Below are 18,256 nucleotides of genomic sequence, written 5' to 3'. Positions count from 1 at the left end.
CTTTTCAAAGATGATTCCAATGACATTCAGAGGATAAATGAATATTTTAACTCATGTAAAAATGAGTTGTCAATAATAAATTTGTAATTTTATTAAAAAATGTTATAATAGTATTACGATAATTTTTTATAAACGTATTTCGAATTCCGATGTCCTATTTTGCAGAAAGAATTTGGATACGTTTTTTTATTTTTTAAACGGAAAAAAATCGAAATTGTTTAAAGAAGTTATTTAGAAAAATTTACTATCTAATAGTAACTTAATTTTTATTCCATAAGGAGGACTAGATGAATGAATCTAATTAATAAGAAAGTTACACACAAGCGTTTTGGCATAGGTAGTATAGTTAATCAAAATGATTCAAGTATTGAAATACATTTTGCATCAGAAAATAAAAGGTTTGTTTTTCCAGATGTATTTGGAAAGCACCTAACAATACATGATAAAAGTGATGCTAAGTTACTTGAGGAAATCATACAAAAAAAGGAAATTGAACGAAAAGAAGAAGAATCGCGGATGGAAGAGGTAAAAGAACTTCAACGGAAAGAACTCTTGCTTCGCTTGGAACACGAAAAACTTATGAGTAATCATAAACTTCATCCCGCATCCCAGATGGTTTTTTGGTGTGATTCAGAGGAACAGAATAGTTCTGTTTCAGAGTGGAATGTTTTTTCAGGTATATTAAAGAGTGGTAATAACAAAGGGAAGCCAAACAAGCCGAGCCGCTTGCACCAAAATAGCGCTGTCCTTTTAACAGCAAGAGATTCCAGCCAGCCTGAAAGTGATAGACGCATCTTAGGTATCTATATGGTGAATGAAAAATTCGTTGGCAAGCTGTGTGAAGATGGACATATTCCTGCCCATTCAAAATACAGAATTCAACTGACAGAGCAGGAATCGGATCAGCTGCTTTTCTGGCAATATTATATAAATGAAAAATTCCCTGAAAAAATGACATGGAAGACAGGGAAATATCGTTATTTTGAAAATTTATGGATGGCTCAAATTTTACTTGATATCATTTCATTAAAAAGTGACCCGAAAGAACGGGAGTTGGCACAACAATTCTTTAAACATTTTTGTAAAATGAATCAGATAGCAGTTCAAGAAATACCAAAGCCTACTGGCGCATTAACCCGCATTTAGAACAGTGAACCAATTTTCAAGATGAAGAGACATACTCGCTTGCAAGAGAAAAATAATGGCAATGAATACAAGTCACGGGATTTTATAATCCCGTGACTTGTATGTTTATGTCCCAGTAACTTTATTTGCTTTTAATACCTATTCCCCACAAAGTACCCCCAATGATTCACTTATTAGGTTTAATAAAAGTAAAAGAAACAGCGTTAACAATGGATTAACGCTGTTTTTAAATTAGTCACTTCGGTGACCAAATAAAATGGGGATGTGTTTCTTGCTGAAGATATGAGCAAAGATGGAAAGCGAGTAGGGTACATTACCAATATATGATGTTTACCACCAAGCTGATAGGTATTTATCCTTTACGATAAATAATCTTTCTTACTTTGTCTTAGGGGAGGAATTGTCCAATATGTCCCGATTCGCCATAGCCATTCCATAGGGCCAAAGCGGAAAAAGTATAGCCATAGCTTACTAAAGAGCAATTGGCAAACATAAATGCCTAAACAAATCCACAAAGATTCAAGATAGCGAAGTTGTCCGATTAAACCGAAAGCATGGCCAATTAAGAGAATGAGCACTGTTTGCCCCAAGTAATTAGTCAAGGCCATGCGCCCATATGCTTTTAACGGTGCCAATAGTCGCTGGAACAAAGTACTTTGTAATAATAGGATAATTGTTCCCATGTAAAAGGCAGAAGCAAATGGGCTAAACTGTAGTCCAATTAATGAAAATTGCTCGATATTTGTAATATGAGGCTCTAGCTGATCCTTGGGCAAATGTTGGATATTAACAAGAGGCTCAGGGACATACTGCCATTGATAAAACCAGCTAGCCATGCTTATAAAGCCCATTACAATCGTCACTAACCTGATTTTATTTCGATGTAACGAGATATTTTCAAATAAATGATATTGACCCGCAGCTAGACCAAGCAAAATCAGTGGAAATGGCATTAAAATTTTTAGACCAAAATAGGCGGTGATGGCTAGTAGGATGAATCCAAGGATGAGATTGATGTCTTTGCGCATTTTATAAAAAGGTAAGGCTACAAAGCCAAAGATAGCATAGACAGTTAAGGCTTCACCTGGTTGGAAATAAAAATGCACAAGCCCCATACACAGTAAAATCAAAAGTCTACGACTAAATAAGGCATAGGCTTTTTCGCCCCTTGCCTGAGCGCGTGAAATAAAGAGATAGAATCCTATTCCAAATAAAAATGAAAAAATGATAAAAAATTTACCCTCTACAAAAAGTGTTAGAAAGCGGCTATAGGCAATATCATTAGCCAATTCAGGTGGTTCAATCCACATTAATGAGGGGATATTGACTAAAATAATGCCTAGTAAGGCGAACCCTCTTAAATAATCTAATGTATCAATTCGTTTATTACTGTTGGTCGGTTGCAACGTATATCTCCTCCTTCAAAACCAATTATAAGGAAGATCTTTTAAAAGTAGTAACGATGAATGTTACGTGAATCTGACAAAATTGTCATCTTATAGAGGCTCTATTGGCTCAGGGTAAATCGCTAATAGCTCATGTGCATGCTGACGCATAAGCTGAATTAATGCTTGCGGTTCTTTAACAATCGCATGTTGTCCAAGGCGAAAGAATAGGGAGCTATTAAAGTGGAGCTCATGTTGATCGATGATCGTATCGATATAACCTGTTCCATCACTTTGATGAACAACCGCTTTTTCAAGATGGGGCTCACTTAAACATTGACGAACGCCCTCGCTTGATAATTCAACATATAAGCGAATAGGCTGCTGAGGCTCATAGTCATTTTCAAGCCATTGCTGCAAATTCATCGTCGTTTTACGGTTTGTTTCACTAACTTTTATGTTTTTAATTCGATCTACACGGAAGAGTAATATTCTTTCATTTGATAGTAGTAGCGCAGGCATATACCATAAGCCATCATGAGCGTACACGCCAATAGGCTGGATATGTTTAGAGGTGATACCAGACTTCGATTCATATTGGATATGCAATTGTGATTGGTTGATGATAGCCTCTAAAACGTCCGTTAAGAGTGGTGTTGTTATGGTTCTTTTAGGGTTCCAAAAAGCAATATAGGATTGCAGCGTATCCACCTTTTTCTTGGCTTCCTTCTGTAAGGATTCATACAGCTTGTGAGAGACAGACTTCATTTCAGTATTAAAAGGTAAATCACGATAATAGTGCAAAGACTGAAATGCAAAGAAAATGGCGACCGCCTCTTCCTCGGTAAATAATATCGGTGGGAGAATGGCATTTGATAGCACCGTATAGCCCCCATGTCTTCCTTGTTCCGCGTAAATGGGTAGCCCCATATCACTTAAATCCAAAAGGTAACGATGCACCGTTCGCACGGAAATATGGAAAGTGTCAGCAATTTCCTGCGCTGTAAATTTCTTTTGCGCACTGACAAATAGCAAAATATCAATTAATCGTTTAGCTTTGGTCATATTTTTTTCACCTTTTTATTTAATCATGCCAAGAGTTGTCATGTTTTATATTTAGTATAGAGATTGTAGAAGAGATTTTCAAAAGAAGAGGAGCTGACATGATGTCACGAGAAATACTAGTATTTATTGCAGGGAGTTTAGATGGATTTATTGCCAAGGAAAATGATGATCTACAGTGGCTAGAGGAAACAGAGGGAGAGGGTGATAATGGCTACGCTGATATGTATCAAACCATTGATACCGTCATTATGGGAAAACGAACATATGATTATATCCTAGAACATATGGAACCTTTCCCCTATTCTGATAAAAAATGCTATGTGTTCTCAACAACTCGAACTGGGGAAAATGAGCATGTGACGTTTATCCAAGAGGATGTCATCACATTTACAAAACGTTTAAAAGAGCAAGAAGGCACAAAGATTTGGATGGTAGGGGGAGGGGACATTTTGGATGCTTTTTTACAGGAGCGGCTAATTGATGAATGGATTATTACGATTACACCGCATTTATTGGGCTCAGGAATACCCTTGTTTAAATCGCCACGTCCATTCGAAAACTTAAGGCTATTGGAAACAAAGCGATATGGTCAAATGGTACAACTGCATTATGGGGTAAAGAAAGAGGCTTAAATCAAGCCTCTTCTTTATTTGATAAAGGAACGATAGATATCTCCTAAGAGACCTTGCATTTGATGGACGCCTGTATCGGTGTTAATCATGGCAACAAAGCCTTTGTCTAGGTGGGGGTAGGCCACTAGCATACATTGATAGCCAACGCCCCAGCCAAGCGAGGATATTTCAAGCTGCTCACCAGCACCGTCAAGAAATACACCAAGGCCCAGCCATTCTTTACAGCCCTGAGGACGAATTAGCTCATGGATTGAAGCTAAACCAAGTGTACCTTTTCCCTTTAAGGCCTGCATTACCTCTTGTAATAATTTTGCTAGATCTGACGGTGTTGTCCATAATCCACAAGCTGCATCATACGGGTAAATAGGGTATCTTTGTGCTGTTACGGTGCCATCTTTATGATGACCACTTGCTGTATTGGCAGTTGGAACTGCGGAAGAAAAAAAGCTATTTGTCATGGCTAGTGGTCGAAAAATCAGGTCAGTCATAAGTGTTGAAAAACTTGAACCCATTGTATCCTCAATTAGCAATTGAACAATACAAAAGCCAGCATCTGAATAGTGAAATTCTTGCTCGGCCTCATAAGTACTATCGATTGGTATAGAACAATAAGGAGTTGAACCTTTTAATAAGTCGACCATCGAAGGCGTCTGCCATAGTGAATGTAAGGGAGAGAAGCTGCCTTTAGGGTCAATAATCCCCGCCTGATGACTTAACAAATGTCGTAATGTTACTTTTTTTTCCTGAGTGTAGCTATGATCTGGCATCTTCCAAGATGTAAGCTTTTGATTAATATCCTCATCTAAATCTACTATCCCTTGCTCGACCAGCTTTATCACTAAAATGCTTGTAACTAGTTTACTAATTGAACAGGCATTGAAGATGGTTTCGGTATTGATTCTGTTAGTTTTCCCGACCTCTAATAGACCAAAGCAATCTGCTTTCTGAAGCTCACCATCCTTTATATAGGCAATGCTGAGGCCAGCTATTTGTTGTTGCGACATTTGCTCAAGTATTGTCATGAATAAAGATCTCCTAGTTTTTCCTTCATCATACCATAAGTGGGAACGAATGTTCTTGGGAAACTATCGTTATGTAAGCTGAAATCTATTGTATAATAAAGGAATTATTTCTACAAAGGTACATCTAATGGAGGGGTTCTGTGACAAAAGCGTTTCCACAAAAAATACATATCATTGGGTCCGTTGGCAGTGGGAAAACGACATTGGCGAGGAAATTATCTAAAACCTTGCAGATTCCTTATTATGAGCTTGATAATGTGGCATGGATGCGAAAGGAATCAGGGGATATTCTAAGAACAGATGAAGAAAAAAGGAGCACTTACGAACCATTCTCCAAACGAACAGTTGGATTATAGAGGGGATCCATCAGGAGGAGTGGGTTGTTGATAGCTTCCAGCAAGCTGATTGCATTATCTTTCTCGATATCCCTTATAAAATTCGAGTCTTTCGTATTTTAAAAAGATTTATGAAACAGAAAATGGGCATCGAAAAAGCTCACTATCAACCTACTTTTTCGATCTTTTTTAAAATGTTTCGTTGGAATAAACGCTTTGAAAGGGTAGGAAAGCCTAAATTCTTTAAACAGCAACATGCTGTATTGGCTAAACTTTTAATGATTCAGCGCAAAAAGGATTTAGATTCCTATTTTCGACAATTTTAAAGCGTATCCAAATGTCAGGATACGCTTGTTCTTAGGCATTTTTCTTTGTCCGTGTTGTCCGTTTTCTTGTAGCGGGCTTTTTTGTTTTTTCTAAAGAGGCCTGTAGTGCTGTCATTAAATCCGTGACATTTTCAGGAATTGGACGTTGTTTATCGCTTGTAGCGATCGAATTTGTAGCTTTCTTTTCTTCAATTAGTTCTAATAAAGCATTGCGGTAATCGTCTGTATATTTTTCAGGGTTGAATGTAGTTGTTAGCTGTTCCACTAACATGAGGGCTGTATCGAGCTCCTTTTGTACTACATCCTGTTCGCTTGGAATATTAGGTACATCGCCAATACTTCTTACCTCATCTGGATAGTGAATTGTTTCCATCACGAGGGCATTTTGATAAACACGCACGATGGCAAGCTGCTCTTTAGAGCGGATAATGATTTTGGCAATGCCAATTTTTCCTGATTGTTCTAATGTTTTTCGTAACAATGAATAGGCTTTGGCACCCGTCGAATCGGGTGATAAAAAATAGGTGCGTTCAAAATAGATTGGATCGATTTCAGTTAATTGCACAAAATCAATAATTTCCACAGCCTTATCTTCATTTTCCTTACGCAAGTTTTCTAAATCGTCTGGATCCAACACAACAAATTTATTTTTGGCATATTCATAAGCCTTCACGATATCCTCATCTTTTACCTCTTGGTTACAGCCCTCACAAACCTTTTTATAGCTAATCGGCGTATGGCAGTCTTTGTGAAGCTGACGCAATTTGACATCTTTATTTTCAGTAGCAGCATGTAGTTTCACAGGAATATTAACAAGTCCAAAGGAAATACTGCCTTTCCACACTGTATGCATTGTTGTCACCTCGTTTTTCTTACTATGATGTATTTTGAGGTTTTTTATGTATCTTAAAATGAAATCTTCAAACACTGAATATAAAAAGCAAAGTAGGTATAGCGGAATGAAACCAATGCTTTTATCGGAAACAAACGATATTCCTAGTGGAGATGAATGGCTATTTGAAACGAAATATGATGGTTTTCGCTGCTTATTAGTTTGGGATGAGGAGCCGAAGCTCATTAGTAGAAATGGGCGACAATTAAATCACCTGTTTCCCGAAATTTTAGCTTTTTGTCAGCAAATATCTGCATCCATCCAAACCTTTTTACCCCTAACCTTAGATGGTGAGTTAGTTTATTTACGCAATCATTATAAAAGCGATTTTGCTGTTGTTCAGAAGAGGGGGAGAATGCAAAATCAAGACGTGATTCAGGAACATGCTCATTCATGTCCTTTTCACTATCTAGCATTTGATGTTTTAACCCTTAATGGAGAATCTCTCCAAAACCACTATTTAAAAACGCGTAAGGAGCTATTGGTCAAGCTTGCTACGAAGTTCAAATGGCCAAGCGTTAACTATGAGAACCCAACGCCTATCCAAGTTATACATGGTAGTGAGGAGCATGAGAGCTTATGGCAGTCCATCAAGCTTTACAATGGGGAAGGCATTGTTGCTAAGAAGAAAACAAGTAAATGGCTTGAAAACATACGATCAAATCATTGGTTAAAGATAAAAAATTGGCGTTATGTCACAGTCATTGTCACACAATACGATCATAGCAATAGTTATTTTCATGGTGCAGTTTTTGAGAACAATCAATTACGAGAAGTCGTTACGTTTAAGCATGGTATGACAGAGGAAGAGCATCAAACACTTGTCAAATTCTTTCAGACTAATGGACTGCGTAAAAAGCAGTTATGGGTACTTGAGCCTTCTATTTGTGTTGATATTGCCTGTATTGATTTTGATGGTAGTAAGCTTCGTGAACCTAGATTTCATGCCTTTCGATTAGAGATGTCACCTGAGGAATGTCATTGGCTGCACATGCAACGTCAACTGTATCCTATCCCTGAATCAGTTGCTATCACACATCCAGACAAGCCTGTATGGCCAAAAATGGGTATTACAAAGGATCAATACTTGTTCTATTTGCAAAATATCTCGTCCTATTTAATGCCATTTCTAAAGGATCGCCCTCTAACGCTAATACGCTATCCACATGGTGCTCCAGGTGAAAGTTTTTATCAAAAAAGTAGGCCAGAGAAAATACCTAATTTTATGGCAACAGCTGTGATGGATGATATTGATTATATCGTGTGTAATAACTTGGAAACGTTATTGTGGCTTGGAAATCAGCTGGCATTAGAGCTCCACATTCCATTTCAAACACATCATTCTCAATACCCGACAGAAATCGTTTTCGACTTAGATCCTCCCTCAGTACAAGATTTTTCATTAGCCGTTTCAGGAGCACTTGATTTAAAGAACATTATTGATTATTTTCAGCTACAGTCCTTTGTCAAAACATCAGGTGGAAAAGGTTTACAGCTATATATTCCTTTACCAGCAAATACATTTACTTATGAAGAGGTACGTATATTTACAGAATTCGTTTGTCGCTTTTTATGTGAGCAAAAGCCAAATTTATATACAATTGAGCGTTTAAAGAAGAATCGTCATGAAAAATTATATTTAGATTATGTGCAGCATGCAGAGGGCAAGACCATCATTGCCCCGTATTCCACTCGTGGCAATGAAATGGGTTTAGTAGCCACACCGCTTCTGTGGGAGGAGGTTAATGAAAACCTAAAACCCACACTTTTTACGATTCCTTTTGTCATGGAGCGCATGAAAAAAATGAGCAATCCCTTTCAATTATTTCGTGAAGTAGGGGAGCAACAAAATTTTCAAGCAGTTCTAGATCAATTAAAGGAATGAAGACAAGGAAAAGCCTCTATATGTGGAACAGGGCATGGTCACTACTGATGAGATTTGGTGCGCTTTGATCAGAAAAGAGAGCGGGTTCACCTGAAAAAAGAGCGCTTTGCGATAAAAAAAGAGCGGATTTTCCAAAAAAAGATCGCTTCGGCCAATATTATTAGCGAATCTAAAAAAAGGTGTCCACAAAATCATTGGAGACACCTCTTTTCCTATTAAAGTGGAACCTGTGCATTTGCTTTTTCGAGGTAATCCAGTATTCCCATTGCGGACACAATGGTATCGAATGGGATGGTTTGATAGACAGGATGATCGGACGGAATGCCGTTTTCCTGTAGATAGTTGAATAAAAGTTCCTTTAAGCGAGCATCTAAGTAGTGAACTTGTTCTTGGAACTGGCTGGATGCCGCTTGCGCTTTTCTACCTTCTTCTAAAAAGAGCGGTGTCCAATAGCGCACCTGACGATAGGCTTCTGCTGGATTTTTATAAGCCCCATAGTGACCGAAGTATAATTCACTTGCTTGAAGCTTTTCGTATAATTTTAAAGATTGTTCCATTGTTTCAGGGTTGTATTGATTTGGAGAGGTGGACGGAATGATTAAATCAATTGCTTCCTCATCCATTTCGGGATAGCGAACACCTGTTGTATCACCTACAAACAAGCCATTTGTAGCGGAATAAAGCATTGAAACATGATGCTTAGCATGCCCCTCAGTATGATAAAACGTTAAATGATGTTGACCTAGTTGCAAACGCTGTTCGTGATAAACTTCAATAATTCTTGCAGCGTCAATGGGTACAATTGGATCAAAAAGGCGGTCAAATTCAGCGCCATAAACCCCTTTAGCACTGAGGATAAGACGACTTGGATCAATCATATGGGCTACGCCTCGTGGATGAACCACGAATTTAGCATTGGGACAGCTTTGCAAAAATAACCCTGCTCCGCCTGCATGGTCTAAATGAATATGTGTCACGATGACATAGTCTATATCCTCTACTGCAATATTTAATTTCTGTAACCCTTCCATAATATAAGGTACAGATGGGCTGGCTGAAGTTTCGATGAGAGCTATCTTTTCATCGATTAATAGATAGGAGCTTGTTCGCTGCTCTCGACCTAAATCATGTGTATCGATACAGTAGAAATTTGGTGCGATTTGTTGGACGCTAGTCAATTTAATTTCCCCCTTTTATTTCAAAAATAAGCTAATTCTGCTTATAAATACAATATTTAGCTACAAAAAGTAGTTGTTATACTATATAATAATAGAAAATTAAACTGAATGTCTATTCATTTTTTTAGGGGGATAGTAATGGAGCATAAAATTCGTTATGATACACGAAAAGTTCATCGTGTAAATTTGGCTATTATCTCAATTTTGGCCATTCTAATATGTGGACCTATGATTCTATCAAAGGGCATACATTTTTTATTTATTGGGTTAGCTGTCATTGCCTTGGCAGTATGTAATTATTTTTTACCTATAAAAACGTATGTCAAAGGCTTTATTTTTGGCCTCATTCCATCAAGTGTTGTGTTTACCTTATTTTTGCTTGATAGCTTTTCATTAAATAAACATTATATTTTACTGTGTACAGTGGCTATTATTGCCCTGTATTTTAAAAAAGAATTGATTGTTTTCTTTGGGATTTTAACTAATCTTAGTTTTTTCATTTTATATATGGTCAACTCGTCATCCTTGTTAGGACCATTTGATGACACCATTGTCTTTGTGACACTTCTTGCAATCATGAATGGGGTCATTATTGCTTTTTATTTGCTGGCAAAATGGGGGAATGAATTGATTCAACATGCAGAAATCCAGCAAAATGAAGTGCAAGCATCCTTCAATCAACTACAAAATACATTTCAGGAAATCGAAAAGAGCAGTCAGGCATTGGACAAGCATGTCACACAATTCCAACAAACAATGCAAAAGATTTCTGGCTCTAGTAAGCAAATTTTAGTAGCAACAGAGGACATCTCTGCAAGTATTCAGCAGGAGGCATCCAGTTTACAAATGATCCACGGTACAATGGGTGACTCGGTTCATTTTGTCAATAAAACATTGACAATTTCGAAGGATACGGTCGTTAAATCTACTGAGCTACAACAAGAAGTATTAGCAGGATGGGATAAAATGCAGGATGCAATGACTCAAATGAGCGTCATGAGTCATGCGATGGGCTCAACTGCGGAAACTGTCAACGAGCTACAACATAGCCTACAAACGGTGGATAGTTTATTAAAGGGAATTACCCATATTGCAGAACAGACTAATTTATTGGCCTTAAATGCGGCAATAGAAGCGGCTAGAGCGGGAGAACACGGAAAAGGATTTGCGATTGTAGCAGATGAAGTGCGTAAGCTAGCAGAAGAAAGCGCTGCAATAACTGTCAGCATTACCAATGTGACGAAAACCTTGTTTGAAAAATCAACAGAGGCCCATAAACGTTCTGATGACGGTGAAAAGGCACTCCAGCATGGAGAACAGCTTTTACAGGATGTCAGTCATTTCTTTAATAGTTTAAAGGATTCTTTTACGGAAACGAATACAGATTTAACAAGAGGGATGCATGAATTAAGCAGTGCCATCTCACAATTCGAGGTAATCCAAAAGCAAATTGAAAAACTGAATCACATGACGGAGCAAAATGCAGCTTCTACGGGAGCTATTTTACATTCAGTGGAGGACGAAAATCAACTTCTTGTTAGCATGACAGATACCACAAACCACATTCAGGCTTTAAGCAACACGTTAAAGTCATTAGTGATGGCAAAGGTATAATAGAACCATTGATATTGAAATAAATGGTAGGGTAAAATAAGAGTAGGATTAACCTACCTAGATGGAGGGTATATAGATAGTATTCATCTACATTTCTACATTGTTTTATCCATATCTGGTTATGGTGATTGTTTTTGAGTTTGTATGAGCCTCAGCACAATAACTTAAATACATTTGTAGTGCGTTTGCTGTGGTGAATGTCACCATTTATATAATAGCTGTAGATATATTCAGACTATAAGTCTGTTGTATGACTTGAAAAGGAGGAGGGATTCCATGAATATTCGTAGTGTACAGAGTTCAGATTACTATACTTTATCTCCATTGATTAATGAGTGGTGGGGCGGTAGGAATATGTCAGATAAGCTGCCTAAATTATTTTTTGATCACTTTACAAATACGAGCCTTATTATGGAGAAGGATGGCGAAATTATCGGCTTCCTCATTGGCTTTTTATCGCAGTCCAAAACGAATGAAGCGTTCATCCATTTTGTTGGGGTCCATCCTGATTATAGAAAACAGAATATTGCAAAAAGATTATATGATGTATTCTTTCATGTGGTGAAGCAATACCATCGAAATATTGTGAAATGTGTTACGTCGCCTATTAACGAAGTGTCCATCGCCTTCCATAAGAATCTCGGTTTTAGAATGGAAAAGGGTGACAAGGTGATCGATAATACGTCCATTCATAGTAATTATGGTGGTGAAAATCAAGATCGTGTGTTGTTTTATAAAATTCTACCGTAATTTACTTTAGATAATTGGCATATAGTCCCGAATAAGGGGGCTATACATGTTTATTAAAAGGTTATTTACGTTATGGTTTCTACTTTTAAGCATTGTTTGTGGTGCATTTTTCTTTTTTGCAAATGCACCTATTCAATATGCTGAAAAAACCAATGTTTCTATGTCACAACCTAGTAATGATGAATTATTGCGTTATATTCAGCAATATCAATTTTTAATTAGTGAGATTTCTTATACATTGCGCAAAGAATCCTATAGCTTTCTATTAGATTATGGAATTTTACCTAATGGAAAAATAGAGCTCCTTGTGTCATTACCCGACAAGGTTGATCACAAGACAAAGCAACATATAGAAGAAACAATGCTGGACGTTATCAAAGCTAATGAATTAAACCCCATCTCTTTTCAAATAACATTAAAGCAACTCTATGAGCCAGCAGAAACGATCTCAACTCGGCTAAGTTATAATGATGTCATGGCCAATCTATTTGAGACAATGTTTACACAAGATTTTGGCACTTTCAGCGTTGACCATAGTATGACGTCTGAGGAAATTCAAGTAAGGATTAATTTAACAGAAGAGAAAAATGACAAGGCTAAAAAGAAGGCTCAACAGTTAGCCGAAGATACGATAAAGCAACATCAATTTGATGTAGAAGCCTTTTCTATTGAAGTTCAAAATCAGATTAAAGTTTTAGATTAGAAAATTAACACGAATTTTGTTTGACTAGGTATGGTGGTCATTTCAAAGGATGTTCAGTGTAAGGGCTTTGATTTCTAAAAACGGAGCAGACCATTATGGTAATGCTCTTTTTTTATTAATAATCTCAATAACCATCAAAAAGCATGGGGGTAAAAAGAAATGAAAAAAACAAAACGTAAAATAGCAATCATTACAGGTGCAAGCCACCCTCAAGATATTGGAACAGCTATTTGTAGAAGATTGGCTACAGACGGTGTCAATGTTTTTTTCGCACACTGGCATGCTGATCGTAAGTGGATAGGAGAATTCAAACAGGAAATTTTGAGTACGGGTGTTTCATGTGAAGAAATGTCAATTGATTTAGCAGATTCCCAAGCTCCAAAAAGGATACTCCAAACGGTTTTCGAAAAACTAGGTGTACCTTCTATTTTAGTAAATAATGCTGCCCATTCAGCACAAGATGGTTATTTAGCGTTAGATGCTCAAACATTAGACGAACATTACGCGGTGAATATGAGGTCAACCTTACTACTTTGTGTGGAATTTGCACGTCTTTTTGAAAAAGCTAATTTAAATTCAGGGAGAATCATTAATATGACATCTGGTCAAGATTTAGGTCCTATGATGGGAGAGTTAGCCTATGTAGCAACGAAAGGGGCAATTTCAGCCTTTACTAGATCATTAGCACAGGAGCTAGCACCACTGGGCATTACCGTCAATGCTGTTAATCCAGGGCCAACAGATTCTACATGGATGAATGATGAGATTAGGGGTTATCTGTTACCAAAATTTCCAATGGGGCGGATTGGGACACCAGTGGATGTGGCTAAGGTGATTAGCTTTCTTGCTAGCGAGGAGGCTACATGGATAACTGGACAAATAATCCACTCAGAGGGCGGATTTCTACGAGGATAATTGAGATGAAAAGCCTTGCTACAGTTGTGGCAAGGTTTTTTACGTGCTTATAAGTACGTAAAAAGGGTCACTCCCGAAAATGGAAATGACCAAGGTTTGTTAGGTGTGTTCGTTGGAGGAAAAAATCTTAAAGAACAGATACACTACTATTTTATTCGGTTAGTATAATAATTTCTAGGCTTTGAACCAGTATCTGAGTTTCTTCCTAATGGCTTTATTTTTTCCCCTCATCAACACTTTTATATTCCTCCTACTTATGTATAGTAGTGCAAAAAGGTTGCTGTAGACCCACTCGATGTTGGGTTGTTATGATGATAATGTACGTAAGTGGGAGGTAAGTGAATTGGAAGCAGAAAGATACAATAATCTTAAATTAGGTGAACGTGGTGCCATCATCAGTATTATTGCATATATAATTTTATCCATCATAAAAGTTGGCATTGGTTACTTGAGTGGTTCAGAAGCTTTAAAAGCGGATGGATTGAATAATACGACAGATATTATTGCCTCTATTGCAGTACTCATTGGACTAAAGCTTTCACAAAAACCAGCAGATCATGATCATCGCTATGGTCATTGGAAAAGTGAAACCATTGCATCAATGGTCGCTTCATTTATTATGATGGCCGTTGGTATTCAAGTATTGGTCGGTGGTTTTTCTTCCATTTTTCAGGGTGGAAAAGAGTCGCCGGATATGGTTGCAGCCTATGTAGGGGGAGGATCAGCATTGGTGATGTATTTTGTCTATCGTTACAACAAACAATTGGCTGAAAAGATCAATAGTAAAGCCGTTATGGCTGCAGCTAAAGATAATTTGTCAGACGCTTGGGTAAGTATTGGAACCGCTGTAGGAATTTTGGGGTCACAACTACATATGCCTTGGTTAGATACGGTAACTGCGATCGTTGTAGGTTTCATCATTTGTAAAACAGCTTGGGAGATTTTCAAGGAAGCTTCTCATGAACTATCGGATGGATTTGATGAGAAAATTCTGCAAACATACAAAGAGATTATTTTAAAAATAGATGGCGTTAAAGGATTGAAAGAAATCAGAGGAAGAAATTATGGGAATAATGAGGTAATTGATGTCGTTATACTTGTAGATGCAAAGCTAGATATCACGAAAGCACATGATGTTGCTTCGGTTGTTGAAAAAAATATGGTGGAAGAGCAAGGAGTTTATGAAGTGCATGTCCATGTGGAGCCTAAGGAAGCATAGGGCAATTATGTCCTAAAATGTAATATTCAGCTTCAAAAAAATATACGGAATTAATGAGGTAAGGAATATCGCTATTGAAATACAAAAATAATTGCCTCTAGCTACTATAGCTGCGGGTTATCATACTGTTGGGCTAAAGGCTGACGGCACGATGTTAGCTGTTAACAGGAATAATGAAGGCCAAGGTAATGTAGTTTCCAACTCCTCAATAAATAATCTGTAGCTACTTAATGGCGGTGAAATGACTAATTTTACCCCTTTAAATAAGTGGTATATGAAAGTTTTAGCCTTTCATTGATAAAAAATTTCACTTTACACTGGACTAATACGATTTTTTATCATATACTGTATGTAATAGAATCTTTCTTAAAGAAATAATAAATTCACATATTACAAAGAGTAATCGTGTTTTGTTAGTTACTTTTTGTAATATGTGAATTTTTTTCTTTGGAAGTTGTATGATTTTATTTAATAACATTATTGGAGGTCATTTAAATGACACAAGGTACAGTAAAATGGTTTAACGCAGAAAAAGGTTTTGGTTTCATCGAAGTAGAAGGCGGACAAGACGTATTCGCTCACTTCTCAGCTATCCAAGGTGAAGGTTTCAAATCACTTGAAGAAGGTCAAAAAGTTGAATTCACAGTTGAAGAAGGTCAACGTGGACCACAAGCTGCTAACATCGTTAAACTTTAATTTTTAAATGAAGAAAAACATTCTTAAATAGAGTGTTTTCAGTAGACAAAGTCGATTTTTTCGACTTTGTCTTTATTTTTTTTCTCATTATTTTTCAAAACTTATGGTTTATTAAAAAAATAAATCACTAAAAACTAAACTTAATCATTGACCCATCCACATGTAAAGAATACATTTGTTACTTGCCTATCTCGACGAAAGAAGTGAGGATGTGAGGTTTTACCAAGAAAGGTCTACCATCTAATAAAGGATGTAAAAGCAACAGGAGGGAGTTTGTTCAGTATGACCTGTTTACAAATCAAAACTACCTAAAACCATAAAATCTACAATAACGCCACTTACTGGATTTTCTGATCCTAATACACTAATTCCTAATACTGTCACACCACTAATATTTGTAATATTAGCAGAGACATATTTCCCACTAATATTCTTCTCTCTCATTTGAACTCTCGGTCTTAAGTTTATCGTTGAATTTGTCGAGTATACACTTGCCACTGCATAGTCAATGGTAGATAAGAGCGGATTGCCATTAGCTAATGCATTGTCTGTAAAATATAATGTGGCTATTCCATTTGCATCAGAGGTAGCTTGTCCATAAACAATTCGCTTTACTTTTTTTGGATTTGCATCTCCTGCTTTAAACACTTGCATGACTGTTGGGGCAAGTGTAATAAAATCAATGCTCATAGGCATTCTCCTTTGTTATTTTTAGCCCTAATTATGCTTGATATATTCTATGAACTGTTTGTTAGATTAGTACACTGTGTGAATAACAAACTTGACATATGTAAGCTTCCTACATATATGCTTCTATGCTACAAAGTAAGTAGTAAAAAAGGGTCACCAAGGTGGGAGACGACCCTTTGATCCTAGCATGAATATTTGAGGATATTAGAAGGTAAATATTAATGATATAAGAAAGTAGCGCCAGCAATAATTAAAAGAATAAAGAGGACAACAATTAGAGCGAATGATAAATTATCATGCTTGCCATAGTTTGAACCGTAAACTTCATATCCCATATGAAAGTCCCTCCTTTCGAGAAGCTAGAATATGTAAAGTATAGAAAGCTTCAAGCCAAATAATCGAATTTAAAACGAGATATAAATAAATGAATAAATATTGAAGGGTCACTCGGCTGAAAGTGACCCTAAGTAACAATTCGGGAGGTACAAGTTAAACTAGATTAGCTTAACACTACTATTAATATGAAAAGTTAACTCATTGTGCATAGTTTATTGCCTTTAAAATAAAAATAAGACTATCACGGTCAACCAACGTCACAGCCTATGAAGTGTGCGATACAAATATAGTCTATTTATACATTCAAAAAGCTGCAGCGTCGCAAACGCTACAGCTAAAAATATTTTATTTTTCAGGCCAGGACTATATTCATTTGGCATCTCTGGCATAACAGGTAATGGGAATCCTTCTGGTGGAGGGGACACATTTAATTCTCCACCATTTCTACTTGGAGTTTGTGCTTAGAAGTTTTCCCCTAATCTACCCCTAAAGCATATCCCATCTATACGTACGTATCTAGTACTGTACTAAACTAAGGGAATCTTTATTTTTCAGGATAATTAACATGTAATGGTGGTGGTACAAGCCAGCCTTTATTTTTGTTTAAACGTAAAAGTTTTGCACCAAGTTGAGCTTTAGCCATATGGAATTGCCCATACATTAATGCGATGTCTTCACGAGTAGAAGTACCCATTGCCTGACTACATGCAACTAATCCAGCTACTAGGTCAGCAGTAAGGGCAGCACTTATTTCTGGATCATTAAACTTAGCACCTGGAGGAATATCTTCAAGTCTTGCTACAGGTCTCTCAGGTGATGAAGGAGGTAGTGCAATCCCGTTTGTTTTTAGAATTTTTTCTAATTGCTTTACTTCTTCCCTGCATGTTTCGATGATATCTTCAATAATTTTTTTAAGATCTTCATCACCAGCATGATTATAAAATGTTTGATAGCCAGATATCATGCCATAGTCTGCAATTAAACCCGACCACACACTAAATACCTCACCATAATGCAACGGTTCATCTTTTGGATTTCCACCAAGAATACCCATCTGTACACATCCTTTTCTTATTTTTCGCCGTTAAAGCTAAGTTAGTATGGCTGAAAAAATAAGTAAAATTCACTTTTAATAAAATTTTTAATGTAAAAAATAAAAGAAGCCACAGAGAAAGAAATCTCTGCAGCTCTTTAAGTAGTGAGACACTACGCACTTATAGAATGGGTGTTTTTTGGTTATTTATACGTTTGATAGCTTTGAAAAAAATGAAAAGTATAGATTTTCTTAATAAGGCCACTTTAAAGCATATTGGAGGTGAGTGTTTTGTCAAAAGAAAAGCAAAAGAATGAAGCAGAGCAAGAAGAACTAGCAATGGAATTTAATCCTGAAGAATTAGAAGCGGTAAAAGAGGAACAAGAGCAAAAGAAAGAACAACCCTTCAATAAAAAAGAAAAGAAGTAAGAAGA

18 protein-coding genes and 2 pseudogenes are annotated in these 18,256 nt (G+C 36.8%); 11 read left to right on the top strand and 9 right to left on the bottom strand.

Annotated elements, in window-relative coordinates; translation table 11 throughout:
* The first annotated feature begins 291 nt into the window (after positions 1-291).
* On the top strand, positions 292-1,146 hold the full coding sequence (locus PSR12_RS13055; RefSeq protein ID WP_221682944.1) for a malate synthase: 855 nt from the start codon (positions 292-294) through the stop codon (positions 1,144-1,146).
* Between the two features lie 359 nt (positions 1,147-1,505).
* Here PSR12_RS13055 and PSR12_RS13050 read toward each other — a convergent pair whose 3' ends face one another.
* Positions 1,506-2,552, bottom strand: coding sequence for a DUF418 domain-containing protein (locus tag PSR12_RS13050; protein ID WP_257522337.1), 1,047 nt, complete (start codon positions 2,550-2,552; stop codon positions 1,506-1,508).
* Positions 2,553-2,642: 90 nt separating this feature from the next.
* Positions 2,643-3,596 carry a helix-turn-helix transcriptional regulator gene (locus tag PSR12_RS13045; RefSeq protein WP_221682942.1) on the bottom strand — a complete coding sequence of 318 codons (954 nt, stop codon included), beginning with the start codon at positions 3,594-3,596 and terminating at the stop codon, positions 2,643-2,645.
* Positions 3,597-3,697: 101 nt separating this feature from the next.
* On the opposite strand from PSR12_RS13045, the gene PSR12_RS13040 reads away from it, so the two are divergent.
* Positions 3,698-4,228 (top strand): dihydrofolate reductase family protein, encoded by a 531-nt coding sequence (locus PSR12_RS13040; RefSeq protein WP_274773485.1) that lies wholly within the window; start codon positions 3,698-3,700, stop codon positions 4,226-4,228.
* A 14-nt stretch (positions 4,229-4,242) separates the two neighbouring features.
* Here the strand turns inward: PSR12_RS13040 and PSR12_RS13035 are convergent, their stop codons facing one another.
* Positions 4,243-5,250 carry a serine hydrolase domain-containing protein gene (locus PSR12_RS13035; protein WP_274769244.1) on the bottom strand — a complete coding sequence of 336 codons (1,008 nt, stop codon included), beginning with the start codon at positions 5,248-5,250 and terminating at the stop codon, positions 4,243-4,245.
* Positions 5,251-5,390: 140 nt separating this feature from the next.
* On the opposite strand from PSR12_RS13035, the pseudogene PSR12_RS13030 reads away from it, so the two are divergent.
* Positions 5,391-5,911 (top strand): annotated as a pseudogene (locus PSR12_RS13030) (AAA family ATPase).
* A 31-nt stretch (positions 5,912-5,942) separates the two neighbouring features.
* Here PSR12_RS13030 and ku read toward each other — a convergent pair.
* On the bottom strand, positions 5,943-6,764 hold the full coding sequence (gene ku / locus PSR12_RS13025; protein ID WP_221682938.1) for a non-homologous end joining protein Ku: 822 nt from the start codon (positions 6,762-6,764) through the stop codon (positions 5,943-5,945).
* A gap of 106 nt (positions 6,765-6,870) precedes the next feature.
* Here ku and PSR12_RS13020 point away from each other — a divergent pair, with 106 nt between their 5' ends.
* Positions 6,871-8,688, top strand: coding sequence for a DNA ligase D (locus PSR12_RS13020; RefSeq protein WP_274769242.1), 1,818 nt, complete (start codon positions 6,871-6,873; stop codon positions 8,686-8,688).
* Positions 8,689-8,903: 215 nt separating this feature from the next.
* On the opposite strand, the gene PSR12_RS13015 is transcribed toward PSR12_RS13020, so the two are convergent.
* On the bottom strand, positions 8,904-9,866 hold the full coding sequence (locus PSR12_RS13015) for an MBL fold metallo-hydrolase (protein ID WP_274769240.1): 963 nt from the start codon (positions 9,864-9,866) through the stop codon (positions 8,904-8,906).
* Positions 9,867-10,004: 138 nt separating this feature from the next.
* Between PSR12_RS13015 and PSR12_RS13010 the strand changes: the two genes are divergently transcribed.
* The 6 genes from PSR12_RS13010 to PSR12_RS12985 all read left to right on the top strand — a co-directional run bounded on the left by PSR12_RS13010 (position 10,005) and on the right by PSR12_RS12985 (position 15,763).
* A complete protein-coding gene (locus tag PSR12_RS13010; RefSeq protein WP_274769238.1) occupies positions 10,005-11,480 on the top strand; it encodes a methyl-accepting chemotaxis protein in 1,476 nt (491 codons plus the stop codon).
* Positions 11,481-11,756: 276 nt separating this feature from the next.
* A complete protein-coding gene (locus PSR12_RS13005; protein WP_221682934.1) occupies positions 11,757-12,230 on the top strand; it encodes a GNAT family N-acetyltransferase in 474 nt (157 codons plus the stop codon).
* A gap of 46 nt (positions 12,231-12,276) precedes the next feature.
* Entirely contained in the window at positions 12,277-12,933 is a 657-nt protein-coding gene (locus tag PSR12_RS13000; RefSeq protein ID WP_257522333.1) for a hypothetical protein, read from the top strand.
* Positions 12,934-13,092: 159 nt separating this feature from the next.
* Entirely contained in the window at positions 13,093-13,848 is a 756-nt protein-coding gene (locus PSR12_RS12995) for an SDR family oxidoreductase (RefSeq protein ID WP_274769236.1), read from the top strand.
* Between the two features lie 343 nt (positions 13,849-14,191).
* Positions 14,192-15,067 carry a cation diffusion facilitator family transporter gene (locus PSR12_RS12990; protein WP_274769235.1) on the top strand — a complete coding sequence of 292 codons (876 nt, stop codon included), beginning with the start codon at positions 14,192-14,194 and terminating at the stop codon, positions 15,065-15,067.
* A 495-nt stretch (positions 15,068-15,562) separates the two neighbouring features.
* Entirely contained in the window at positions 15,563-15,763 is a 201-nt protein-coding gene (locus PSR12_RS12985; RefSeq protein WP_004225195.1) for a cold-shock protein, read from the top strand.
* Positions 15,764-16,054: 291 nt separating this feature from the next.
* Here PSR12_RS12985 and PSR12_RS12980 read toward each other — a convergent pair whose 3' ends face one another.
* The 4 genes and pseudogenes from PSR12_RS12980 to PSR12_RS12965 all read right to left on the bottom strand — a co-directional run bounded on the left by PSR12_RS12980 (position 16,055) and on the right by PSR12_RS12965 (position 17,843).
* Positions 16,055-16,453 (bottom strand): hypothetical protein, encoded by a 399-nt coding sequence (locus PSR12_RS12980; protein ID WP_004225196.1) that lies wholly within the window; start codon positions 16,451-16,453, stop codon positions 16,055-16,057.
* Positions 16,454-16,671: 218 nt separating this feature from the next.
* Positions 16,672-16,788, bottom strand: coding sequence for a YjcZ family sporulation protein (locus tag PSR12_RS12975; protein WP_004225198.1), 117 nt, complete (start codon positions 16,786-16,788; stop codon positions 16,672-16,674).
* 348 nt (positions 16,789-17,136) lie between these two features.
* A pseudogene (locus PSR12_RS12970) lies at positions 17,137-17,244 on the bottom strand (manganese catalase family protein); the annotation flags it as partial.
* Between the two features lie 89 nt (positions 17,245-17,333).
* Positions 17,334-17,843 (bottom strand): DUF3231 family protein, encoded by a 510-nt coding sequence (locus tag PSR12_RS12965; RefSeq protein WP_274769230.1) that lies wholly within the window; start codon positions 17,841-17,843, stop codon positions 17,334-17,336.
* Positions 17,844-18,113: 270 nt separating this feature from the next.
* Here PSR12_RS12965 and PSR12_RS12960 point away from each other — a divergent pair, with 270 nt between their 5' ends.
* Positions 18,114-18,251, top strand: a complete 138-nt coding sequence (locus PSR12_RS12960) for a hypothetical protein (protein WP_221682930.1) — start codon at positions 18,114-18,116, stop codon at positions 18,249-18,251.
* The last annotated feature ends 5 nt before the right edge of the window (positions 18,252-18,256 follow it).

This window comes from Lysinibacillus sp. G01H (genome assembly GCF_028872195.1).
Classification (GTDB): Bacteria; Bacillota; Bacilli; order Bacillales_A; family Planococcaceae; genus Lysinibacillus; species Lysinibacillus capsici.
Note: the sequence above shows the minus strand (reverse complement) of the source record. Positions and strands in the feature narration are given on the sequence as shown.